The organism is Actinoallomurus spadix (assembly GCF_024055725.1).
In the GTDB taxonomy this organism is placed as follows: Bacteria; Actinomycetota; Actinomycetes; order Streptosporangiales; family Streptosporangiaceae; genus Actinoallomurus; species Actinoallomurus spadix.
On sequence record NZ_JAMXMX010000005.1, the window covers coordinates 171,803 to 195,931 of the forward strand.

18 protein-coding genes are annotated in these 24,129 nt (G+C 72.3%); 2 read left to right on the forward strand and 16 right to left on the reverse strand.

Annotated elements, in window-relative coordinates; all coding sequences use genetic code 11:
* Window positions 1–36 precede the first annotated feature (36 nt).
* The 5 genes from NE235_RS08625 to NE235_RS08645 form a co-directional block, all read right to left on the reverse strand.
* On the reverse strand, window positions 37–1,848 hold the full coding sequence (locus NE235_RS08625) for a hypothetical protein (RefSeq protein WP_252800469.1): 1,812 nt from the start codon (window positions 1,846–1,848) through the stop codon (window positions 37–39).
* Between the two features lie 257 nt (window positions 1,849–2,105).
* Entirely contained in the window at window positions 2,106–2,477 is a 372-nt protein-coding gene (locus NE235_RS08630) for a hypothetical protein (RefSeq protein WP_252800471.1), read from the reverse strand.
* 171 nt (window positions 2,478–2,648) lie between these two features.
* Window positions 2,649–3,056 (reverse strand): PaaI family thioesterase, encoded by a 408-nt coding sequence (locus NE235_RS08635; RefSeq protein ID WP_252800474.1) that lies wholly within the window; start codon window positions 3,054–3,056, stop codon window positions 2,649–2,651.
* Window positions 3,057–3,133: 77 nt separating this feature from the next.
* A complete protein-coding gene (locus NE235_RS08640; RefSeq protein ID WP_252800476.1) occupies window positions 3,134–4,387 on the reverse strand; it encodes a class I SAM-dependent RNA methyltransferase in 1,254 nt (417 codons plus the stop codon).
* On the reverse strand, window positions 4,374–6,413 hold the full coding sequence (locus tag NE235_RS08645; protein WP_252800478.1) for an APC family permease: 2,040 nt from the start codon (window positions 6,411–6,413) through the stop codon (window positions 4,374–4,376). The genes NE235_RS08640 and NE235_RS08645 overlap by 14 nt, the downstream gene beginning before the upstream one ends.
* Before the next feature lie 171 nt (window positions 6,414–6,584).
* Between NE235_RS08645 and NE235_RS08650 the strand changes: the two genes are divergently transcribed.
* Both NE235_RS08650 and NE235_RS08655 read left to right on the forward strand, forming a co-directional pair.
* Entirely contained in the window at window positions 6,585–7,253 is a 669-nt protein-coding gene (locus tag NE235_RS08650; protein ID WP_252800480.1) for a potassium channel family protein, read from the forward strand.
* Window positions 7,253–7,912 (forward strand): potassium channel family protein, encoded by a 660-nt coding sequence (locus tag NE235_RS08655; RefSeq protein ID WP_252778446.1) that lies wholly within the window; start codon window positions 7,253–7,255, stop codon window positions 7,910–7,912. Before NE235_RS08650 ends, NE235_RS08655 begins: the two co-directional genes overlap by 1 nt.
* Before the next feature lie 16 nt (window positions 7,913–7,928).
* Here NE235_RS08655 and NE235_RS08660 read toward each other — a convergent pair whose 3' ends face one another.
* The 11 genes from NE235_RS08660 to NE235_RS08710 all read right to left on the reverse strand — a co-directional run bounded on the left by NE235_RS08660 (window position 7,929) and on the right by NE235_RS08710 (window position 23,941).
* Window positions 7,929–8,630, reverse strand: a complete 702-nt coding sequence (locus tag NE235_RS08660; RefSeq protein WP_252800482.1) for a DUF3159 domain-containing protein — start codon at window positions 8,628–8,630, stop codon at window positions 7,929–7,931.
* Window positions 8,627–9,034: an OB-fold nucleic acid binding domain-containing protein gene (locus NE235_RS08665; RefSeq protein WP_252800484.1), complete on the reverse strand. Its 408-nt coding sequence runs from the start codon at window positions 9,032–9,034 to the stop codon at window positions 8,627–8,629. The genes NE235_RS08660 and NE235_RS08665 overlap by 4 nt, the downstream gene beginning before the upstream one ends.
* 55 nt (window positions 9,035–9,089) lie before the next feature.
* A complete protein-coding gene (locus tag NE235_RS08670) occupies window positions 9,090–11,078 on the reverse strand; it encodes an APC family permease (protein WP_252800486.1) in 1,989 nt (662 codons plus the stop codon).
* A 205-nt stretch (window positions 11,079–11,283) separates the two neighbouring features.
* The gene (locus tag NE235_RS08675; protein WP_252800488.1) at window positions 11,284–11,958 is read right to left on the reverse strand and encodes a response regulator; all 675 of its coding nucleotides are present in this window, start codon (window positions 11,956–11,958) and stop codon (window positions 11,284–11,286) included.
* Window positions 11,955–14,459 (reverse strand): DUF4118 domain-containing protein, encoded by a 2,505-nt coding sequence (locus tag NE235_RS08680; RefSeq protein ID WP_252800490.1) that lies wholly within the window; start codon window positions 14,457–14,459, stop codon window positions 11,955–11,957. The genes NE235_RS08675 and NE235_RS08680 overlap by 4 nt, the downstream gene beginning before the upstream one ends.
* A gap of 85 nt (window positions 14,460–14,544) precedes the next feature.
* Entirely contained in the window at window positions 14,545–16,416 is a 1,872-nt protein-coding gene (locus NE235_RS08685; protein WP_252800492.1) for an APC family permease, read from the reverse strand.
* 41 nt (window positions 16,417–16,457) lie between these two features.
* Window positions 16,458–19,073, reverse strand: coding sequence for a sensor histidine kinase (locus NE235_RS08690; protein ID WP_252800494.1), 2,616 nt, complete (start codon window positions 19,071–19,073; stop codon window positions 16,458–16,460).
* Between the two features lie 17 nt (window positions 19,074–19,090).
* Window positions 19,091–20,014 (reverse strand): potassium-transporting ATPase subunit C, encoded by a 924-nt coding sequence (locus tag NE235_RS08695; RefSeq protein WP_308206049.1) that lies wholly within the window; start codon window positions 20,012–20,014, stop codon window positions 19,091–19,093.
* Window positions 20,011–22,191, reverse strand: a complete 2,181-nt coding sequence (gene kdpB / locus NE235_RS08700) for a potassium-transporting ATPase subunit KdpB (RefSeq protein WP_252800498.1) — start codon at window positions 22,189–22,191, stop codon at window positions 20,011–20,013. The genes NE235_RS08695 and kdpB overlap by 4 nt, the downstream gene beginning before the upstream one ends.
* A complete protein-coding gene (gene kdpA / locus NE235_RS08705; protein WP_252800500.1) occupies window positions 22,191–23,852 on the reverse strand; it encodes a potassium-transporting ATPase subunit KdpA in 1,662 nt (553 codons plus the stop codon). The genes kdpB and kdpA overlap by 1 nt, the downstream gene beginning before the upstream one ends.
* Window positions 23,852–23,941: a potassium-transporting ATPase subunit F gene (locus tag NE235_RS08710; protein ID WP_252800509.1), complete on the reverse strand. Its 90-nt coding sequence runs from the start codon at window positions 23,939–23,941 to the stop codon at window positions 23,852–23,854. The genes kdpA and NE235_RS08710 overlap by 1 nt, the downstream gene beginning before the upstream one ends.
* Between the last annotated feature and the right edge of the window lie 188 nt (window positions 23,942–24,129).

Genomic DNA, 24,129 nt, shown 5'->3' on the forward strand with positions numbered 1-24,129 from the left:
CCTCCTACCCCGGGGCCGTCCAATGCACTATTTGGTCTAGACCTCTTCGCCGCGCCGTGCGCGGCCGATCCACACCAGAAGGAGGCCGAGGGCGGCGAATCCGAGCCCCGCCAGCGCGACCGTCCCGTACGGGAAGCCGGTGTGCGGCAGGCGGCGGACGCCCGGGACCGGCCGCGCAGGCATCGGCCGGGCGTTCCGGGTGTGGCAGGCGACACTGTTGTTGGCCGGGTTCTCGTCCGGCGTCCCCGACGTGACGGTGTTGAGGCAGCGGAGCCTGCCAGGGCGTGCGTGCGGCCGGGCCCGCACGGTCAGCCGGAGTTTGCGGGTCCTGCCCGGGGGGATCGCGCCGAGGGGGCAGACGAATCCCGATCCCTGGGTCAGGCAGTGGTGGTCCTTGCCGATCACGATCGGCGTGTCCCCGCTCGGGGCGGGCCGCTCCGGTGCGATCCCGGGCCCGATCGGCGCCTCGGCCGGACCGTCGCGATGGATGCCGCTACCGGCCGGGGCCTCCTTGCCGGGCGCGGCCGCGACGCGGGCGGGGGACGAAGCGCACGTCGGCACCGCCGGCCGGCCGGTGAGAGCTCCCGCGCCGTCCGTCACGGAGCCGCACGCCGGAGCGTCCTGGCGTCCCGCGCAGGCACCGCACGCCTGGGCGCTCTGCCGTCCCGCGCAGGCGTCGCACGCCGTCCCGGCCGCCGGGGTGTCCGCCGCGGGCGGGCGCGCGTCCTGCCGGTCCGCCGTGGCGCCTCCCGTCACCGGCTGCCGCACCGCGCACGCGCCGCACGCCTGCCCGGCCGCCGGGGCACCCGCCGCAGGACGCGGCGCCTCCTGCCGATCCGCGGTCGCGCCCGTCTCGTCCGGCCGCCGCACCGCGCACGCGTCGCACGCCGGACGCCCTTCCTCGGCGCCGCAGCGGGGAGCCGCGGCCTGCTGGGCCTGAGCCGCCGCGCACGGCGGGACGGCGGGCGCCGAGTCGTTCGGCCACGCGCCCGGCTCATCCGCCACCGAGCTGCGGACGACGACCGCCTCCGCGGTCACCGGGCCCGCGTTGGTCACGGTGATCTCGTAGGGGACCTCTCCCCCGGGGCGTACGGTCTCCGGAAGGTCGTCCCCGGTGACCGCCAGGTCGGTCGGCTGCGACGCCGTGACCGGAGGAAAGGCCATCTCCCGCGCCGCGGACCCCGGCCGGCCGTCCCAGGAGACCCTGGCCGGGCTGGACAGGGTCCGCCCGGTCGGCGTCCTCGGGTCCACTCGCGCGGTGAAGCCGCCGTTCCTGGCCTGCCGGGCCGGGAGGAGGCCGATCCGGCAGACGAGATCACGGCCGTGCCATCCACACTTCGGCGGCATGGTGATGATCTTCAGATCGCGGTTGGGCGTCGTCGTGAGCGTGACGTTCCGCACCGGAGCCGAGCCGGTGTTCCGCACCGAGTAGGGCCAGGTGTAGGTCCTGCCGGGCACGACGGCGCCGTGCGGCGCCCGGGTGTCGAGGATGATCCTCGGACGTGGTGGAAGGTGCTCGTTCCATCCCTTCCGGTCGTGCGTGCCCCGCGTCGGCCGACGATCCCGTTCCGTGGCGTCGCGGTCTCGTTCCGGGCGTGCCGAACGGTCCTCATGCCGCCCGGCGGCGGGGCCGTGCTCCCCGTCCGCGAACCCGTGCTCGGAACCGCCGGGCGCGTGCTCCCGCCCGGCGGGCCGGTGGTCGTGCGCGCGTGCCGACGGACCCGCCGGCCCGTCGGCACGCGCGGGATCGTGCGACGCGAGCGGCGGAATCGTGAAGCACGAAACGGCCGCCGCCGCCGCGATGCCCCGGGTTCCGGCACGCGTGGCGCGGCCCGAGAAGTCGATCATCTTTGTCCCCCGTGACGTGCTCGGATGCTTTCGACAACGCCCCGTTGTAACGGACCTCCGGATGGCCACCTAGCAGCGTGTCAGCGTGTCGTCACAATGTGTGATGGTAAAAACCTAGGCGATCATGCCGAGATCCGAACGCGCCCGGACACACGGCGCCAGTTTCGGTCACGCCGGTTCAGGAGCCGACCGTGCCCCTGAAAAGGTCACCAGGGGCGCGACCTGCGGAAAGTCCACCGTGGGGATACGATCGGCCTTCACAGGCCCATACGGTCCTCACAGGCCGGGCAGGAGGCTTCGACGTAGCGCACGGGGAGCTGCTCCTCGTTCCACTCCATCGACGCCAGGACCCCACAGCCGAAGCACACCGGGCACAGACCGACGCCTGATAGCGCCTGCCGTACGGCGATCAGGAGCCGGCTGGGCGGCAGGCCGCGGATGACCTCGTCCACCTCGTCGCGCGTGCACCGGATGCGGATGTGGCCCGTCCCCTCGCACTGCGGGCAGTCCCCCAGCCGCAGCAGGGCGGGATCCTTCTGGATGGTGACCAGCTCGCCACTGCCGATGCACATCTGGCACGGCATCACGATCCCCTGGAACGCCCCGTCCCCGATGGTCTCGTCACTCACGCGCGCCCCCCTTCACGGCCACCCGGTCCGCCGGCCGCCGGTACGGTGCCGGATCGACCAGGACCGGACCCTCACCTGCCAGCTTCCTCCACCGGGAGCGGCGGCACCGCCGTTTCTCCGAGGTAGCCCACCTTCGGAAACGCGCGAATCACCCCGGACGGGAAAAGCCGGCTAGGCAAGCAGGGCGTAGACGGTCGTCGCGTGCGCGGCGACGGCTCCGCCGGCGGCCAGCTCGATGTCCGCGAAGGCCAGCGTCCGGCCGATCTTGGTGATCCGCGCCGTGACGACCACGTCGGCGTCCACGACCGGGCGCTGGAAGGCGCTGGACTGCTGCACCGTCGTCATCGGCACGTACGCGCCGCGGGCCGCCGACACGGCGATCACCGTGGCGGTGTCGGCGGCGGCCATCAGGGCCTGACCGGACAGCGCCCCGCCCTCCCTGGCCAGCCGCGGCGACCAGGGCAGGCGCAGCACCGCGACCCGGTCCCCGACCTCCTCGACGACCAGGCCCAGGTCCTGCACCCAGGGCGAGAAGTTCTCCTTCAGGATCGCGTTGCCGTCGGCGGCGCTCAGCGTCATGCCGCCATCATCCCCGAACGGGAGCCGCGAGGAAGCCCCGTCAGGGCGCGCACACGCGCCCTGACGGGGGACCGGAGTCAGCCCTTGACCAGGGTCGCGACGCACTCCACGTGCTGGGTCATCGGGAAGGCGTCGAACGCGCGCAGCGCGGACAGCGTCCAGCCGTACTCCGAGAAGAACGCCAGGTCGCGGGCGAGGGTGGCCGGGTCGCAGGAGACGTACGCGATCCGGCGGCCGGCGAGCTCCGCGACACGCTTGACGACGTCCCGGCCGGCACCGGTGCGCGGCGGGTCGAGGACGACGAGGTCGGCGTGGTTCAGGGTGGACTTGCCGCGGCCGAACTGGATCTCGTCGAGGACCTTTTCGACCTCGCCGCGCTCCACGGACACGTGCGGCAGGTCGCGAAGGTTGAAGCGGGCGTCGCGGACGGCCTGCCCCTCCGACTCGATCCCGACGACGAGGCCGTCCGGGCCGACCGCCTCGCCGAGCACGCCGGCGAAAAGGCCGGCGCCGCAGTACAGGTCGACGGCGATGTCACCCTTCCGGGGCTGCAGAGTGTCCAGGACGGCCGCGGCGAGCGTCTCGGCGGCGCCGGGGTGGACCTGCCAGAACCCGCTCCCGCTGACCTGCCACAGCCGCCCGGCGGCCTCCTCACGGACGAACGGCGGCTTGTCCTCCCGTTTGCCGCTGACGAGGCGTACGGGCGCGTCCATGCGGGGGACGCGGGCCCGGCCCCGGCTGGACAGGACGGCCAGGCGGTCGCCCGTACCCGCCGACGCGATGGCCTCGACGCCGGTCGCGCCGGGCCAGCGCTTGCGCTCGATACCGAGCGCCTCGACCTGCGGATGCGCGATCAGGCACTCGTCGATCGGCTCGATCTGGTGCGAGCGGTGCTTGCGCAGGCCGATCACGCCGTCGCGACGGACCGCGAACTGCACGCGCGTGCGCCAGCCGAGGCCGTCCGGCGCGCCCGGCACCTCCTCGACGACGACGTCGCGCTCGACGCCGGCCAGGCGGCGAAGCTGCTCCTGGACGACTTCGGCCTTCAGCCGCCGCTGGGCGGGCAGGGAGGCGTGCTGCCAGTCGCAGCCGCCGCAACGGCCCGGGCCGGCGAACGGGCACGGCGCCTGGACCCGGTCGGGCGACGCCTCGATGATCTCCACGGCGTCGGCGCGCAGGAAGTGCTTGGTCTCCTGGGTGACCCGGGCCCGTACGCGCTCGCCCGGCAGGGTGTGCCGGACGAAGACGACACGGCCTTCGTGCCGGGCCACGCACCAGCCGCCGTTGGCGACCGCTCCGATCTGGAGTTCGATCAGCTCAGACGATTCCACCGGCGGCACGGGTTCCTCCCGATTCGACTTCTTGCTCTGGGCCGTACGGGCGGCGTACGGAACCGGGGGCCGGCGGCTCGTGCCGGCCCTTGAGACGGTCGGACGAGGCGAGCTGCCAGGGCACGCTCACGACCATCACACCGGGCTGGAACAGCAGGCGCGTCTTGAGGCGCAGCGCGCTCTGGTTGTGCAGCAGGTGCTCCCACCAGCGTCCCACGACGTACTCGGGCAGGAACACGGTGACCACGTCGCGGGGGCTGCGGCGCCGGACGCTCTTGACGTACTCCAGGATCGGCCGGGTGATCTCGCGGTACGGCGAGTCGAGGATCTTCAGCGGGACGGGCAGCTCGCGCGCGTCCCACTCCTCCTGGAGCTTCTGCGACTCCTCGGGGTCGACCGCCACGGTGATGGCCTCGAGCGTGGACGGGCGGGTGGCCCGCGCGTACGCCAGGGCCCGCATCGTGGGGCGGTGCAGTTTGGAGACGAGGACGATGGCGTGGTTCCGGGAGGGCAGAGCGACGTCCTCGCCGGTGACCGCGAGCTCGGCGGCGACCCGGTCGTAGTGCCGCCGGATGCCGCGCATCATGAGGAACAGCACGACCATCGCGACGCAGGCGATCCACGCGCCGAGCAGGAACTTCGTGATGAGGACCACGACGAGGACGACGCCGGTGACCACGCCGCCGAAGGAGTTGATCGCCCGGGAGGTCTTCATGCGGCGGCGGGCGGCCGAGTCGGTCTCGGTCCGCAGCAGGCGGTTCCAGTGGCGCACCATGCCGATCTGGCTGACCGTGAAGGACACGAACACGCCGACGATGTACAGCTGGATCAGCGAGGTGACCGAGGCGTCGTAGACGTAGATCAGCAGGCCCGCCATCGCGCCGAGGATGATGATGCCGTTGCTGAACGCGAGCCGGTCGCCGCGGGTGTGCAGCTGGCGTGGCAGGTAGCGGTTCTGGGCCAGCACCGACCCGAGCACCGGGAAGCCGTTGAACGCCGTGTTCGCCGCCAGCGTCAGGATCAGCGCGGTCATGACCGTGACGTACGCGAAGCCGGGCGTGAAGTTGCTGAACACGGCGTGGGCGACCTGGGCGACCACCGGGTCCTGGTCGGAGACGTCCCGGCCGGCGGCGTTGATGAGGTGGGTGCCCATGGCCGGGTCGGCGAACTTGGCCTTGGTGATGTAGGCCAGCGCGACGATCCCGGCGAACATCGAGGCGGCGACGCTGCCGAGCAGCAGCAGGGTGGTCGCGGCGTTCTTCCCCTTGGGCGGGCGGAACGCCGGCACGCCGTTGCTGATCGCCTCGACGCCGGTCAGCGCGGCGCAGCCGGAGGAGAAGGCGCGCAGCAGCAGGAAGACCAGCGCGAACCCGCTGACGCCCATCTCGGGGCCCTTGACCGTCAGGTGGGCGGTCTCGGCGTGCAGGTCCGCGCCGAACGCCAGCCGCGTGAAGCCCCAGAGCAGCATGACGAAGACGCCGAACATGAACAGGTACGTCGGGATGGCGAAGGCGACGCCGGACTCACGGATGCCGCGCAGATTCATGATCGTCAAGATGGCGACCATCGTGATCGCCGCGAGCACCTGGTGCGGCTGGAGGAAGTGCAGCAGCGCGCCGAGGTTCTCGATGCCCGAGGACACCGAGACCGCGACCGTCAGGACGTAGTCGACCAGCAGCGCGCTGGCCACCACGATGCCCGAGTTGTTGCCGAGGTTGGTCGTGGCGACCTCGAAGTCGCCGCCGCCGCTGGTGTAGGCGCGGACGTTCTGCCGGTAGGAGGCCACCACGGTGAGCAGGATCACGACGACCGCCCCGGCCACCCAGGGCGTGAAGTGGTACGTCGCGAGCCCCGCGAGGCCGAGGGCGATCAGGATCTCCTGAGGGGCGTACGCCACCGACGACAGCGCGTCACTGGCGAACACCGGGAGGGCGATCGTCTTGGGGAGTGTCTGCTCGTGCTGCTGGGCGCTGCGGAGCGCCCGGCCGAGCAGGAGCCTCTTGACGAGGTCTGGAGCCTTCGACACGACAGGTAAGGCTAGTCGTTCCTCCGACTGTGAGATCCACCGCGCCTGGGGGATGAATGCAAGTGCCGCCCCTGAGACGGGTCAGGAAGTGCTCCGCGCGCCCCGGGCTGTGTAGGTTTCATCAGGTCAAGCGGAGCCAAGCGGACGGCACCGGCGCCGGGAAGGACGACCGTGCATATCGTGATCATGGGCTGCGGGCGAGTGGGGTCCACCCTCGCCCACATCCTGGAGGACAAAGGCCATACCGTGGCCATCATCGATCAGAGCCCCGAGGCGTTCCGCCGGCTGCGCGGCGGCTTCAAGGGGCGCCGGATCACCGGGTTCGGTTTCGACCGCGACGTGCTCGTCGAGGCCGGGATCGAGCAGGCCTCCGCTTTCGTCGCCGTCAGCAGCGGCGACAACTCCAACATCATCTCGGCCCGGGTCGCCCGCGAGACCTTCGGCGTGGAGAACGTCGTGGCGCGCATCTACGACCCCCGGCGGGCCGAGGTCTACCAGCGGCTCGGCATCCCGACCGTCGCGACCGTCCGCTGGACCGCCGACCAGATGGTCCGGCGGCTGCTGCCCGAGGGCGTGTCCTCACTGTGGCGCGACCCGACCGGCGAGGTGGTGCTCGCCGAGGTGCAGTCGGACCCGAAGTGGATCGGCACCAAGGTCGCGGCGCTGGAGGAGGCCGCCAAGACGCGCGTCGCGTTCCTGTCCCGCATGGGTGAGGCGCTGGTGCCCACGGGCGACACCGTCATCCAGGACGGCGACGTCATCCACGTGATGGCGGCGTCCTCCGACATAGAACGCATCAACGACGCCGTGTCCCAGCGGCCCGAGCAGAGGGTGGAGTAATGCGGGTCGCCATCGCCGGAGCGGGCGCCGTGGGCCGCTCCATCGCCCAGGAGCTCCTCGAGAACGGTCACGAGGTCCTGCTCATCGACAAGAACCCCCGGTCGATCAAGGTGGAGGCGGTGCCGCGCGCCGAGTGGCTGCTCGCGGACGCCTGCGAGATCGCCTCCCTCGACGACGCGGGGCTGGAGCGCTGTCATGTCGTGGTGGCGGCGAGCGGCGACGACAAGGTCAACCTGGTCGTCTCGCTGCTCGCCAAGACCGAGTACGGCGTCCCCCGCGTCGTCGCGCGGATCAACCACCCCAAGAACGAATGGCTCTTCAACGAGTCCTGGGGCGTCGACGTCGCGGTCTCCACGCCCCGCCTGCTGTCCGCGCTGGTCGAGGAGGCCGTCAGCGTCGGCGACCTGGTCCGGCTGATGACCTTCCGGCAGGGCGAGGCGAACCTCGTCGAGCTGACCCTGCCCGAGGACGCCCCCCTCGCCGGTCAGCTGGTCGGCTCGGTGACCTGGCCGCGCGACACCGCGCTCGTGGCGATCCTGCGGGAGGGCCGGGTGCTGGTGCCCAGCCCGGACGACACCCTCGAGGCCGGGGACGAGCTGATGTTCGTGGCCAGCCAGGACGTCGAGGACGAGCTCGGCGACCTGCTGTCGGCGCACTGACCACCGCCTGAGGCAGTCAGGACTCCGAAGCGCCCGTGGCCGTCTCCATCGGGGTACGGCCACGGGCCAGCAGCCACACCATGGCGGCCAGCGCCGCCACCTGGAGCGGCCAGCCCATCACGACCTTGGCCGCGCCGAGCCAGCCGACGTGCCCCGCGAGGTAGAGGGGGTACTGCACGGCGACACGCACCAGGCACGGGATCAGCAGCAGCCAGGTGAGCCGGGAGCAGAGCCGGACGATGTCGCGGTCGCGGTGCCAGGCGGTCGGGTCGCCGGTGACCGACCCGATCAGGAATCCGACGACGGGCCAGCGGACGACGATCGACAGGAGCATCGCCGCGGCGTAGCCCGCGTTGTAGATGATGCCGGGCAGGAAGGCGTCGGCGGCCTTGCCCGAGCGCAGCGCGAAGAACGCCGCGATCACGATGCCGAACACGCTGTTGAGCACGAACTGGACCGTCGAGCGCTGAACCAGGCGCACGGCCAGCAGGACGACGGCGAGCCCCGCGCCGATGATCAAGGACGCCCGGAGCTGGTGGCTCACGATCCAGGAGACCGTGAAGCCGATCGTCGGGATCGCCGCCTCCACGACGCCGCGCGGGCCGCCGAGCGCCTTGGAGAGCTGCTTGCGGACGGCCTCCTCGACGGTGTCGTACGCGGCCAGGCGCGCCTCGCGCGCCTCGCCGGGAGCCTCGTCGTGGACTCCGTGCTCGCTCATGCCCCTCCCCGCAGTTCGTACCGCGGGTTGAACATCACCTTACGGCCGTCCTGGACGCTCACCAGGCCCTCCGCGCGCACCAGCCGGCCGGGCTCGATCCCGGCGATGCGCCGCCGGCCGAGCCACACCAGGCTGATGGCGTCCGAGCCGTCGTACAGCTCGGCCTCCAGGGCGGGCGCCCCGCCACGCGGTCGGAGAGTCACGGTACGTAGCGTACCCGCCACGCAGGCGCGCCGGCGGACGGCGCACTTCCGAATCGGAGTCGCGCCCTCCTCGCCGGTGGTCTTCTGCAGCTCCTCGGCCTCGAGCTCCGCCTTGCTCGACGTCAGGCGGCGCAGGAAGCCGCGCAGGCCCCGGGCGCCCTGTGCGCTCTCCTGCGCCGTACCGGCAGGCACTTCCTCCATGATTCGCAAGAGTAGGCCATCCCCTGACGGAACAGACCACTACTTAGGGTTTGGATCAGGACGTACCGGTACGAACCCGTGTACGCGCGGCGAATTCCGTTCCTTCGATATGCCGCGCGAGGGCCGCCTCGGCCGAGCCGAGCTGCCAGGGGACGCTGGTCATCATCACGCCGGGCCGGAACAGCAGACGCGCCTTGAGGCGCAGGGCGCTGTGGTTGTGCAGGAGGTGCTCCCACCAGCGGCCGACGACGTACTCCGGGATGAAGACGCACACGACGTCGCGCGGGCTCCGGACACGGATCCGGGTGACGTAGTCGAGCACCGGCCCGGTGATGTCACGGTAGGGAGAATCGAGGATCGTCAGGGGTACGGGGATGTCACGTTCCGCCCAGTCACGCTCGAGCCGGTCGGCCTCCTCCGGACTCGTCGCCACACTCAGCGCCGTCAGCGTGTGCGGCCGCGTCGCGCGGGCGAACGCCAGCGCCCGCAGGGTCGGGGTGTGCACCCGGGACACCAGCACGACGGCGTGGATCCGGCTGGGCATCGGCACACCCTCCTCCCCCGGCTCCAGTTCGGCCGCCACCCGCCGGTAGTGCCGCTGGATCCCCTTCATCATCAGGAAGACCAGCGGCATCGTCACCACGACGATCCACGCCCCGTGCCCGAACTTGGTGAACAGCACGATGAGCAGGACCAGCCCGGTGATCACGGCCCCGACCAGGTTGATCAGGCGGGCGCGGTGGACGGAGCGCCGTGCCGCCGGGTCGGCGAGACGGCGCAGCTCATCACCCCAGTGCCGGACCATGCCGCTCTGGCTCAGGGTGAACGAGACGAACACGCCGATGATGTAGAGCTGGATGAGCCTGGTGGTGCTGGCGTGGAACGCCCAGATCAGCGCCCCCGCCAGCAGCGACAGGATCACGATGCCGTTGCTGAACACCAGCCGGTCACCGCGTCGCGCGAACTGCCGCGGCAGGTACCCGTCGCCGCCCAGGATCGAGGCCAGGATCGGGAACCCGTTGAACGCGGTGTTGGCCGCCAGCACGAGGATCGCCGCCGTGAACGCCTGAACCAGGAAGAACAGGATCGACCCGTGCCCGAAGACGGCCGCGCCGAGCTGGGCGATGACCGTCCTCTGCGTGTAGCCGTGCGGCGCGCCGATGAGCTGCGCGGGATCGGCGGCCAGGTGCACCCGTGCGGCGCGGGCGAGGACCGTGATGCCGCCGAACATGACCATGGCCAGCAGGCCCATGATCGTCAGAGTGGCGGCGGCGTTGCGGCTCTTGGGCGGCCTGAAGTTCGGCACGCCGTTGCTCACCGCCTCGACGCCGGTCAGCGCCGTGCACCCCTGGGCGAAGCCGCGCAGGACGAGCAGGACGGCCGCCGCGCCCACCGTGCCGTGCACGGCGCGCACCCCGACGGCGGCCGACTCCGCGGTCGGCGGATGCCCGGTCGCCACGCGGAACAGGCCGACGACCAGCAGGAGGAGGATGCTCGCCACGAACCCGTACGTCGGGATCGCGAACGCCGTCCCCGACTCCTTGACGCCACGCAGGTTCATCACGGCGAGCACCGCGATCAGCGCCAGGGAGATCGCGACCGCGTGCGGGCCGAGTACCGGGAACGCGGAGGTGACGTTGGCCACACCGGCCGCGACCGACACCGCGACCGTCATGACGTAGTCGATCAGCAGCGCGCTGGCCGCGACGAGGGCGGCGTTCTCCCCGAGGTTGGCCCGGCTCACCGCGTACGCCCCGCCGCCGTTGGGGTAGGCGTGGCAGGTCTGCCGGTACGACGCGACGACCACCAGGAGGAGGACGACGACGCCCGCCCCCACCGACCAGGACAGCGTGAGCATCGCCAGGCCGCCGAGGCTCAGCGCGAGCAGGATCTCCTCCGTCGCGTACGCGACGGACGAGAGGGGGTCGCTGCAGAAGACGGGGAGCGCCAGCTTCTTGGGCAGGAGCGTCTCCCCCATCTGCCCGGTCCGCAGCGGCCGGCCGACGAGGAAGCGCTTGGGCATCTGCAACACGGCTTGCTTCACAATCGCCAGCAAACCGGCCGGAGAGCGGTGAAACCCCGCTCCCTAACGGGCTCCTTACACGCCCAGCCTACTTCTTAACGCCCCCCTAACAGCCCCGCCCGCCCCACCACCCGGTCAGGCGGGAACCCGGATCATGGGATGGGCCACCGGCGCGGGACCTGAGAGTGGTGGCCGGTGTCGGACACTGCTCTGAGGACCGTCACGGTCAGGGTTCGAAGCGGTAGCCCATGCCGGGTTCGGTGATGAGGTGGCGGGGGTGTGAGGGGTCGGGTTCGAGTTTGCGGCGGAGCTGGGCGAGGTAGACGCGCAGGTAGCCGGTCTCGGTCTCGTACGCGGGACCCCAGACCTCGCGGAGCAGTTGCTGCCGGCCGACCAGGCGTCCCGCGTTGCGCACCAGCACCTCCAGGACATGCCACTCGGTCGGGGTGAGGCGGATGTCCGCGCCATCGCGGCCGACCTTCTTGGCGGCCAGGTCGACGGTGAAGTCATCGGTGACGACGACGGCGGTCTCCTCGGCCGGGGCGGCCCGGCGCACGGCGGCGCGCAGCCGGGCCAGCAGCTCGTCCATGCCGAACGGCTTGGTCACGTAGTCGTCCGCGCCGACGTCGAGCGTCTCGACCTTCTCCTCGGACGCGTGCCGCGCGGACAGCACGATGATCGGCACGCTCGTCCAGCCACGCAGGCCCCTGATCACCTCCGCGCCCTCCATGTCGGGCAGGCCGAGGTCGAGGACGACGACGTCGGGACGGCGGCGAGCGGCCAGGTCCAGCGCGGTACGCCCGTCGGGCGCGGCGTCGACCTCGTAGCCCCGGGCCCGCAGGTTGATCCGCAGCGCGCGGACGAGCTGCGGCTCGTCGTCCACCACGAGTACGCGGGTCACGTCTCCCCCTCGCCGGTTCGTGCCGTACGGTCGGCCGGCAGCGAGAACACCATCGTCAGGCCGCCGCCCGGCGTGTCCTCGGCGCGCAGCTCGCCGCCGACGGCCTCGGCGAAGCCGCGCGCCACCGCGAGGCCCAGGCCGACCCCGCTGCCGCGCGGCCGGTCGCCGAGGCGCTGGAACGGCTCGAACATACGCGGCTTGGCGGAGTCGGGGACGCCCGGCCCGCGGTCGGCGACCCGCACTTCGAGCATGTCGTCATGTTCGCCCGCGGTCACGCGGACGGGCTCCGGGCCGCCGTGCCGTACGGCGTTCTCCACGACGTTGGCCAGGGACCGCTCCAGGAGCCCCGGGTCTGCGACGACCGGCGGCAGGTCCTCCGGCACCTCGACCTTGACCTGGTCGGCGGGGACGTTCGCCAGCGCCGGCTGGATCACCTCGTCGAGGGTGACCGGCCGGGTGAGCGGGTTGACGACGCCGGTCTGCAACCGGCTCATGTCGAGGAGGTTGGCGACCAGGCGGTCCAGGCGGTCGGCCGACTCCTCGATGGTGGCGAGGAACTCGGCCTCGTCCTCGGGGTCCCAGCGCACGTCGGGCGAGCGGAGGCTGCCGACGCTGGCCTTGATCGAGGCCAGCGGCGTGCGCAGGTCGTGGGACACGGCGGCGAGGAGTGCGGTGCGGATCCGGTTGCCCTCGGCGAGCCGCCGGGCCTCCCTGGCCTCCTCCGCCAGGCGCCGCCGGTCGAGGGCGGCCGCCGCCTGGTAGGCGAAGGCGGCGAGGATGCGGCGATCGGCGGCCGGCAGGACCCGGCCGTCCAGCGCGAGGATAAGGGTGTCGCTGACCTGGACGGCGACGTCGGCGTCGGACGGCCGGGCGCACGGTTCACGGCCGGCGAAGGCCGCGCACGCCCAGCCGTCACCGGTGCGTTCGAGGAGGCCCACCGACGACAGCCCGAACGTCTCCCGGACGCGTTCGAGCAGCTGGGGAAGGGCGTCCTCGCCGCGGAGCACGCTGGTGGCGAGCATGCTCAGCGTCGTCGCCTCCGAACGCGCCCGCACGGCCTGGGCGCTGCGCCGGGCCGCGAGGTCCACGACGGTGGAGACCGCCACGGCCACGGCGACGAACACCAGGAGGGCCAGGGCGTTCTCCAGGCGGGCCACGGTGAGGGTGTGCACGGGGGGCGTGAAGAACCAGTTGAGCAGGAGGAAGCCGGCGACGGCGGCCACGATCGCCGGCCACAGCCCGCCGACCAGGGCCACACCGACGGCGGCGCTGAGGAAGAACAGCACTTCGGTGGGGAGCCCGAAGTGCCCGCCGGACGACAGCAGGCCGGTGAGCGCCGGGGGGCCGAGCAGCGCGAGCAGCCACCCGGCCGCCCGCCGGCGGCGGCCGAGCGACGTCGCCGGCACGGCCGCCCATCCCCGGCCCTTACCGGCGTAGTCGTGGGGGACGATGTGCACGTCCACCTCGCCGGACGCCCGGGCGACGGTCGCGCCGACACCGGGCCCGAAGACGTACTGCCAGCCGCTGCGGCGGCTCGACCCGAGCACGATCTGCGTGGCGTTCGCGGCCCGGGCGAAGTCGATCAGCGCCTTCGGCACATCGCCACCGGTGACCTGGTGGTAGGAGCCGCCCAGGCCCTCGACGAGCGCGCGCTGGCGGGCGAGGGCGGCGGGCGATCCGCCGGCGAGACCCTCGGCCCGTGCGACGTGCACGGCGATCAGGTCGGCGCGGCCGGCGCGGGCCGCGACGCGGGCGGCGCGGCGGATCAGCGCGTCGCCCTCCGGACCGCCGGTCAGCGCCACGACGATCCGCTCCCGCGCCTCCCACGTCTCGGTGATGCCCTTCTCGTCCCGGTAGCGGGCGAGCGCGTCATCGACCCGGTCGGCGAGCCAGAGCAGGGCGAGTTCGCGCAGCGCGGTGAGGTTCCCAACGCGGAAGTAGCCGGCCATCGCCGCGTCGACCCGCTCGGCCGCGTACACGTTGCCGTGGGCGAGGCGGCGCCGCAGCGACTCCGGCGCCATGTCGACGAGTTGAATCTGGTCGGCCCGCCGGACGACCTCGTCGGGCACGGTCTCGCGGGGCCGTACGCCCGTGATGCGCTCGACGACGTCGGTCAGCGACTCCAGGTGCTGGACGTCGACGGTGGACACCACGTCGACGCCCGCGTCGAGGAGCTCCTCGACGTCCCGCCGGCGCGTGTCGTTGCGGGATCCGGGGAGGTTGGCGTGCGCGAGCTCGTCGACCAGGACGACGTCGGGGCGGCGCGCGAGGACGGCGTCGACGTCCATCTCGCATTCCGTGCCGGCGCCCCTGCGGACGGGCACGGTCTCCAGTCCCTCGAGCAGCGCCGCCGTGCGGGGCCGGCCGTACGTCTCGGCGTACCCTACGACGACGTCCGCGCCGCGCTCCAGCCGCCGGTGCGCCTCGTCGAGCATGGCGTAGGTCTTGCCCACTCCGGGCGCGGCACCGAGGTAGATCTTGAGCCTGCCCCGCGTCGCCATACCGATCGACCCCCTTCCTGCATTGTGTCCCGTATGCCGGGGCATGAGACGCGGCACTCGGGTTCCGCTCCGCTTCCGTCCGCGCTCAGCCGCGCGCCCGCGTGGCCGGCACCCGGACCGTCCCGGGGGCCGCCTCCACCCGGTCGTGCGCGTGCCGGGGCCTGAGCCGGAAGCGCAGCCGGCAGACGACGACGTCGGTGTCGCGGCGCAGCGCGTGGGCCAGCACAGCGCCGCGCTGGTTCTGCAGGACCCGCTGCCACATGTGCGCCGGCTCGACCTCGGGGATCAGGACGAACACGTGCGGTTCGCCGACTCCGCTGACATAGTCGACGATCGGCTCGACGAGACGCCGGTGCGGGTCGTTCAACAGGACGAGGTCGGCGTCCGGCGCCCAGCGATGCCACGCCTCGACGAAGCGCATCGTGTCCCCGGGTTCGTCGGGATGGGCGACGTGCACGGCGACGACACGCTCGCCGAGGGAGAACGCCGCCGACAGCGCCTCGTACGTCAGCCGGTCGACGCCCTCCACCGGGACGATGACCACCGCGCGACGGCGGCGGGGCCGGGCGGGCGTCCGCTGCAGTTCCAGGCGCTCCCCGATCCGGCCGTACGCGCGGTGGACACGCGACATGAGCAGCACGATGAGCGGCAGGGCGGCGACGATCAGCCAGCCGCCCTCGGCGAACTTCGTCGCGGCCACGACGAGCGCCGCGATCCCGGTGAGCAGGGCACCGAGCCCGTTGAGGGCGGCGCGCGGCCGCCAGCCGCGGGGCCGGTCGAGCCACCAGTGCCGGACCATCCCCGCCTGGGACAGCGTGAACCCGACGAACACCCCGATCGCGAAGAGCGGTACCAGCGTGTTCATCGCGCCGGCGGTCCCGGCCAGCAGGAGCCCGGCCGTCCCCGCGAGGAAGAGGATGCCGTACCGGTGGACCTGCCGCTCGGCGCGCAGGGCGAACAGGTGCGGCAGGTTGTTGTCCCTGGCCAGGAGGCGCGCCAGGACCGGCATGCCGCCGAAGGAGGTGTTGGCGGCCAGGGCCAGCAGCAGGACGGTCGCGAACTGCACGACGTAGTACCCGACGCCGTGGCCGAACGACCCGGCGGTGACCTGCGACAGGATCGTGACGCCGTGGACGGGGCGGATGTGGAACCGGCCGATCAGGACGGCGACGCCGATCAGCATGAGGCCGAGGGTCGCGCCGAGGGCCATCTCCGCACGCTGGGCCCGCCCCACCCGCGGCCTGCGGAAGGCCGGCACCGCGTTGGCGATCGCCTCGACGCCCGTCAGCGCGGCGCAGCCGTTCGCGAACGCGCGCAGCAGGAGGAACGCCCCCACGGTCCTCAGCGTGCCGTCCTGCGGGCCGGCGGGCGCGACCGCGGCGGGGTGGTCACGGAACAGGCCGACGATGATCACGGCGGCGATCGACAGGACGAACACCGCGGTGGGCGCGATCAGGAGCCGGGCGCTGTGCGCGATCCCGCGCAGGTTGACCGCCGTGATCGCGCCCAGGACGGCGAGGCAGAGCCCGGGCGTGTACGGGTGCAGCGCCGGGAAGGCCGAGGTCAGCGCCGCCACCCCGGCCGCGGTCGACACGGCGACGTTGAGGACGTAGTCGACGATCAGGGACGCGCCCGCGACGAGGGACGTTCGCCGGCCGAGGTACGCCTTCGACACGCCGTACGCCCCGCCGCCCTGGGGGAAGGCTGCGATGACCTGGCGGTAGGAGACCGTGAGCACGGCCAGCAGCCCGGCGATCACCAGCGTCACCGGCAGGGTGTAGCCGAGGGCCGCCCCGCCCGCGGCGGCCAGCACGATGACGATCGCCTCAGGGCCGTACGCCACTGAGGACATGGCGTCGAGCGAGAGCGCGGCGAGCCCGCCCGCGACCGAGAGCCGGTCCTGCTCGTCACCGCCCATGGCCGGAACCCGCGATCCGCCGGCTCCGTCGCCTGTCATGGGACCGCCGCGCACGAGTCCTGTGAACCCTCTGCCGCGGGTCATGTGGACCGCCTCTCCCGTACGGCGTCGACGTGCGCCGTCAACGCCGGGTCGGCCGGCTCGACCAGGTCGGGCGGGCACGCGGGCAGCGAAACGATCATGGTCAGGCCGCCACCCGGGGTGTCCTCGGGCACGAGGGTGCCGCCCATGGCCTCGACCAGCCCACGCGACAGGGCGAGGCCGAGACCGAGCCCCGCGCCCGTGCCGGCGCCGCGGTCGCCGGCGCGCTGGAAGGGCTCGAAGATCCGGTCGCGGTCGGCCTCGGGCACGCCGGGCCCGCGGTCGATCACCCGCAGCTCGACCTGGCCCGCGTGAGCGCTGGCCGTGACCAGCACGGGCTCGCCCGGAGGGCTGTGGTGCACCGCGTTCGACAGCAGGTTGACCAGCACGCGTTCGAGCAGGACCGGGTCGGCCAGCAGCTCCGGCAGCTCGTCGGGCGCCCGTTGCCGGACGCCGGGCGCGCCGAGCTCGTCGATCGCGTACGGGACGATCTCCCGTACGGCGACGGGCTCCCGGTGGACGCCGAGCGCCCCGGACTGCAGGCGGCTCATGTCGAGGAGGTTGGCGACGAGGTGGTCGAGCCGTACGAGGGACTCGTCGGCGGTCGCCAGGAGCTCGGTGCGTTCCTCGTCGGACCAGGTGACGTCGTCGGTGCGCAGGCTCTCCACGGCGGCCTTGGCGGACGCCAGCGGGGATCGCAGATCGTGGCCGACCGCCGTGAGCAGCGCGGTCCGTAGCCGGTCCGCCTCCGCGAGCGGGCGGGCCTGCTCGGCCTCCTCGGCGAGGCGCTCCTGCCGGAGCGCGACGGCCGCCTGCGCCGCGAACGCCTCGAGAACGCGCCGGTCCGACGCCGAGGGGATGCGGCCCCGCAGGACGAGGGCCAGGTCGTCCTCGACGGGAACGTCCGCGTCGCCGTCGTCTGGGCTGCACGCCGGTTCGCCGCCGACCGCCGCGATCACCCGCCAGCACTCCGGGTCGTGCTGCCGGATCGGGGTCAGCGGGGCCTCCGGCCGGCGCTCCAGCAGGGTGACCGACGTGAGGGCGAACGTCACGCGCAGGCGCTCCAGCAGTAGGCCCAGCGCGTCCACGCGGGCGCCGCCCCAGCCGCGGAGCACACTGCCCGCCAGGTCGGACAGCAGTTCGGCGTCGGCGTGGGAACGGGCGGCGTCCCGGGTGCGCCGGGCGGCGATCTCGACCACGACGCTGACCGCGATCCCCACGAGGACGTAACAGGCGAGGGCGAGGACGTTCTCGTGCTCGGCGATCGTGAAGCGGTGCAGCGGCGGGGTGAAGTAGTAGTTCAGCAGCAGCGAGCCGATCACCGCGGCGAACAGCGCGGGGTAGACGCCTCCGACGAGCGCCACCGTGACCACCGCGACGAGGAAGACGAGGATGTCACTGGGCAGGGAGAGCTGATGGCGCAGGTTCGCCAGCAGCAGCGTCAGCAGGGGCAGGGTCGCCGCGGCCAGGAGGGCTCCGATGGCGCGGCGGCGCGGGGACAGCCCCGCCGCGCGGCGCCCTCCCGGGCGGGGCCGGTTCACCTCCTCGTGGGTGACCATGTGAACGTCGATCGGCCCGGACAGCGCCGTGGTCGTGACGCCGACGCCCCGGGACAGCAGCTGGGCGAACCGGCCCCGCCGCGAGGCCCCGAGGACGAGCTGCGTGGCGTTCACCCCGCGGGCGAAGTCCAGCAGGGACTGTGGAACGTCGTCGCCGACGACCTGGTGGTAGGTGCCGCCCAGACTCTCGACCAGGGCCCGCTGGCGGGCCAGGTGCCCGGGGCCGGCGCCCGTCAGCCCGTCGCCGGTCGTGACGTGCACGGCGAACAGGTCCGCGCCCCTGGCCCGGTCGGCGATCCGCGCCGCGCGGCGGATGAGCGTGTCACCCTCGGGACCGCCGGTCAGGGCGACGACGACCCGTTCGCGCGCCTCCCACGTCGCGTGGATGCCATGGTCGGCGCGGTACCGGTCGAGCTGGTCGTCCACCTTGTCGGCCAGCCACAGCAGCGCCAGCTCGCGCAGCGCGGTGAGGTTGCCGACGCGGAAGTAGTTGCCCAGCGCCGCGTCGATCCTGTCGGGGGCATAGACGTTGCCGTGCGCCATCCGGCGGCGCAGCGCCTCGGCCGTCATGTCGACCAGCTCGACCTGGTCGGCGCGCCGGACGACCTCGTCGGGCAGGGTCTCCCGCTGCGGCACTCCGGTGATCTGCTCGACGACGTCGTTGACCGAGTCGAGGTGCTGGATGTTCACCGTCGTGACCACGTCGATGCCGGCCTCGAGGATCTCCTCGACGTCCTGCCAGCGCTTGGCGTTCCGGGTGCCGGGCACATTGGTGTGCGCGAGTTCATCGATCAGTGCGACCTTCGGGGCACGGGCGATGACCGCGTCGGTGTCCAGCTCGGTGAAGGTCGTCCCCCGGTACTCCAGCGTCCGGCGGGGGACGATCTCCAGGCCGTCGAGGAGCTCGACCGTGCGGGGCCGGCCGTGGCACTCGACGAAGCCGACCACCACGTCGGTCCCCCGCGCCTTCCGCCGCCGGCCCTCGCCGAGCATGGCGTACGTCTTGCCGACCCCCGGGGCCGCGCCGAGATAGACGCGCAGCCGGCCGCGTGCCATGCCCGTCACCTCCCTCCTCATCCGCGGTACGGGTACTTCCGGTCGAGTTCCAGGTTGAGCCGCAGGACGTTCACCCGAGGTTCGCCGATGAAGCCCAGAACCCGGCCGTCCTCGTTGTCCTCGATCGCGGCGAGAACCCGGGCCGTGGAGACGCCGCGCGCCCGGGCGACCCGGGGAGCCTGCAGGCGGGCGTACGCCGGGGAGATGTCCGGGTCCAGACCGCTGCCGCTGCCGGTCACGGCGTCCGCGGGCACCGCCGGCCGGGCCGGGGCGCCGCCCCGTACCGGGACCATCTCGCCCATCGCGTAGTCCTCGCCGGCCCTGGCGCACTCGACGCGCACGCCCTTGTACGCGGTGACGAACGGCCGGGACACGACGCCGCACTGCTCGTTGACGCTGACGACGCGGGTGGGCCGCGTCACGTGGCCCTCCCGGTCGCGCGGGCCGATGACCGACAGGACCGCGCCGACGCCGCCGGGCGTGCAGAACGGGCGGGCCCCGCTGACCCCCTCGAGCGCGCCGACCGCCCTGCTGCGGGCGCAGACCTGGGTCAGCAGCGAGTCGCGCGCGGTCCTGGCCGCGATCTCCCTCGCCTTGTCGGCCGGGTTCCGCGGGAGGGTGTCCACCACGTCCTCGGGACCGAGGTTGCTCGCGCCGGTGGACGCCGGGTCGTAGCCGGATCCGGCGTTGGAGGGACGGCTCTGGACGTACTGGCGCAGCGGGTTCCCGCGCGGATCCGTGAACGCCTGGCCGATGAGGCGGCTCCCGACCGCCTTCCCGTCGCGTTCGATCCGGGAGCCCTCGGCCCGGCCGTGCAGGCCGGGGAGGAGCGCGACGGCCCAGACCGCGAGCGGGTAGACGACACCGGTGATCACGGTCAGGACCAGGAGGGCGCGGACCGCGGCGAGGTGGCGGCGGATGAGGCTTGGCAGGCGCATCAGGACATCCCCGGGAGGAACTGAACGACCAGGTCGACGAGCTTGATGCCGATGAACGGCGCGACGACGCCCCCGAGCCCATAGACGTAGAGGTTGCGGGACAGCAGTCTGGAGGCGCTGGAGGGGCGGTACTTCACGCCGCGCAGGGCAAGGGGGATCAGCGCGACGATGATGACGGCGTTGAAGATGACGGCGGACAGGATCGCCGACTGCGGGCTGTGCAGCCGCATGACGTTGAGCCGGTCCAGGCCCGGGTAGAGCGCCGCGAACATCGCGGGGATGATCGCGAAGTACTTGGCGATGTCGTTGGCGATCGAGAAGGTCGTCAGCGCGCCGCGGGTGATCAGCAGTTGCTTCCCGATCTCGACGATCTCGATGAGCTTCGTCGGGTTGGAATCCAGGTCGACCATGTTGCCGGCCTCCTTGGCGGCGGAGGTGCCGGTGTTCATGGCGACCCCGACGTCGGCCTGGGCGAGCGCCGGCGCGTCGTTCGTCCCGTCTCCGGTCATCGCGACGAGCCGGCCGCCCTCCTGTTCCCTCTTGATCAGCGCCATCTTGTCCTCGGGCCTGGCCTCGGCGAGGAAGTCGTCGACGCCGGCCTCGTCCGCGATGGCCCTGGCGGTCAGCGGATTGTCGCCGGTGATCATGACGGTGCGGATGCCCATGCGGCGCATCTCGGCGAACCGCTCGCGCATGCCCGCCTTGACGACGTCCTTCAGGTGGATCACGCCGAGCAGCCGGGCGCCGTCCGTCCCGGTGCCCCGGACGACCTCGCCGACGACCAGAGGCGTGCCGCCGGCGGCGGAGATGCCGTCCACGATGCCGGCGGCCTCCGTCTCCGGATGACCGCCGTGGTCGAGTACCCAGGTGAGGACGGCCGCCGCCGCGCCTTTGCGCAGGTGACGCGTGCCGCCGGGGTCGTCGTCGAGGTCGACGCCGGACATGCGGGTCTGGGCGGTGAACTCGATCCATGTCGCGTGCGCCAGCTCCCCGGGCGAACGTTCCCGCAGGCCGTACGCGGTCTTGGCGAAGACCACGATCGAGCGGCCCTCCGGGGTCTCGTCGGCGAGGCTGGCCAGTTGCGCCGCGTCCGCGAGCTCCTGCTCGGTCACGCCGGCCAACGGGATGAACTCCGCGGCCTGCCGGTCACCGAGCGTGATGGTGCCGGTCTTGTCCAGCAGCAGGGTGTCGACGTCACCGGCCGCCTCGACCGCGCGGCCGCTCATCGCGAGGACGTTGCGCTGAACGAGGCGGTCCATGCCGGCGATGCCGATCGCGGACAGCAGGGCGCCGATCGTCGTGGGGATGAGGCAGACCAGGAGCGAGACCATGACGATGCCGGCGACGCCGTGGGCGTTCAGCGCGAGCGAGTCCGGTACACCCGGTTCATTCGCCTTGGAGAAGATCGCCAGCGGTTGCAGGGTGGCGACGGCCATCACGAAGATGATCGTCAGCGAGGCCAGCAGGATGTTGAGGGCGATCTCATTCGGGGTCTTCTGCCGGTTCGCGCCCTCGACCAGGGCGATCATCTTGTCGATGAAGCTCTCGCCGGGCCGCTGGGTGATCCTGACGATGATCCGGTCGGACAGCACCTTCGTGCCGCCGGTGACCGCGGACCGGTCGCCGCCGGACTCGCGGATGACCGGCGCCGACTCACCCGTGATCGCCGACTCGTCGAGGCTGGCGATCCCCTCGACGACGTCTCCGTCGCCGGGAACGATCTGCCCGGCCTCGACGATCACGTGATCGCCCTGCCGCAGCGCGGGGGCCGGAACCGGCTCCTCCCGCACCGGCCCACCGGGCGCCCAGTCGACCAGGCGGCGGGCCGTCGTGTCGGTCTTGGCGCGGCGGAGCGAGTCGGCCTGGGCCTTCCCCCTGCCCTCGGCCACCGCCTCGGCCAGGTTGGCGAAGGTCACCGTCAGCCAGAGCCACGCGACGATCAGCCAGGAGAACCAGCTCGGCCGGCCCACGGCGAGCACGGTGCTCCACACCGCGCCGATCTCGACGATGAACATGACGGGGTTGCGCCACATCCTGCGCGGGTTCAGCTTCCGGACCGCGTCCGGCAGTGACCGGAGCAGTTGTCCGGGGTCGAGCAGACCGCCCTGGACCCGGCGGCCGCCAGGGGGCGCCGGCGTCTCCGGAGTCGTCCGGGGTGCTTCGGCGAGTCGTACGGACATCAGCGGACTCCTTCGGCCAGCGGTCCGAGGGCGAGTGCGGGGAGGTAGGTCAGGGCGACGAGGACGACCGTCACTCCGGCGACCATGCCGACGAACTGCGGGCGATGAGTGGGGAGCGTGCCCTCCGACACGGGGGTACGGCCCTGGCGCGCGAGGGAACCGGCCAGCGCGAGGACGAAGATCATCGGCAGGAAGCGCCCGAAGGCCATCGCCAGGCCCAGCGCGGTGTCGTAGAAGGGGGTGCTCGCCGTGAGACCCGCGAACGCCGACCCGTTGTTGTTCGATGCGGAGGTGAACGCGTACAGCACCTCCGACAGCCCGTGCGCGCCGCGGTTCAGCATGCCCCCGCGGCCCCAGGTGCCGGCCATCGCCACCGCGGTGCCGACCAGGACGCAGACCGGCGTGATGAGGAAGTACGCGGCCGCGAACTTGATCTCCCGGCTGCCGATCTTCTTGCCGAGGTACTCGGGGGTGCGACCGACCATCAGCCCCGCGACGAACACGGTGACCACCGCCAGGATCAACATGCCGTACAGGCCCGAGCCCGTCCCGCCGGGCACGACCTCGCCCAGCATCATGTTGAACATCGTCATCATGCCGCCGAGGCTCGTGTAGGAATCGTGGAAGGAGTTCACCGCGCCCGTCGAGGTAAGCGTGGTGGCGTCCGCGAACGTCGCCGAGTTCGCCACTCCGAACCGCGTCTCCACGCCCTCCATCGAGGAGCCGATCGCGGTCGGCACCGTGCCGTGGTGGGCCAGCTGGAAGAACGAGAGCAGCGTGACGCTAGTGACGGCGAGCACGGCCATCACCGCGACGATCGCGTGCCCCTGCCTGGCGTTGCCGACCATCCGCCCGAACGTCCGGGGCAGGCTGAAGGCGATCATCAGCAGCAGGAAGAGCTCCAGCCAGTTCGTCCACGCCGTGGGGTTCTCGAACGGGTGGGCGGAGTTGGCGTTGTAGAAACCCCCGCCGTTGGTACCGAGCTCCTTGATGGCCTCCTGGCTCGCGACCGGGCCCCCGGTGATCGCCTGCTTCGCGCCGGCGAGCGTCTGGGCCGTGTGCGGGTCGTGGAAGTTCTGCACCGCACCGCCGACCATCAGGATGATCGCGCCGACGAAGGCGATGGGCAGCAGGATCCGCAGGGTCCCGCGGACCAGGTCCACCCAGAAGTTACCGAGATGGTCGGTCCCCTTACGGGCGAACCCGCGCACGAGGGCGATGGCCACGGCCATGCCGACGGCGGCGGAGACGAAGTTCTGCACCGCCAGGCCCGCCATCTGCACCAGGTGGCCCATGGTCGACTCACCGGAGTAGGACTGCCAGTTCGTGTTGGTCACGAAGCTGATCGCGGTGTTCCACGCCTGGTGTGTCATCACCGGCTTGAACCCCAGGCTCAGCAGCAGGTGGTTCTGCAGGCGCTGCAGGCCGTACAGGAAGAGCACCGAGACCGCCGAGAACGCCAGCACGCTGCGGGCGTACGACGCCCAGGTCTGCTCGGTCTCCGGGTGCGCTCCCACCAACCGGTAGATCACCCGCTCGACCCGCGCGTGCCGCGTACCGGTGTACACCCGGTACATGTAGTCCCCCAGCGGCCGGTGGACCACGGCGAGAGCGAACACGAGAGAGCCCGTGAACAGGACTCCCGCGACCGTCGTACTCATCAGAAGCGCTCCGGGAACAGCAGGGCGGCCACGAGGAGAACGGACACCAGCACGGCCAGGATCAGCCCGACCAGGTTCTCCGGGCTCACAGGCGCTCGACCGCCTTGACGACCAGGCCGAACAGGGCGAAGACCGCCACCGTCAGCAGCACGTACACCAGATCCGCCATCGCTCCGTTCCTCCGTCGTTCGCGAACCACGCGGAGGGTTCCAGGCGTGTCATCGCGTCCGCCTCCGGCGTTGCCCGACCTCCGATCAGGAGGTCACGCCTGAAGTCA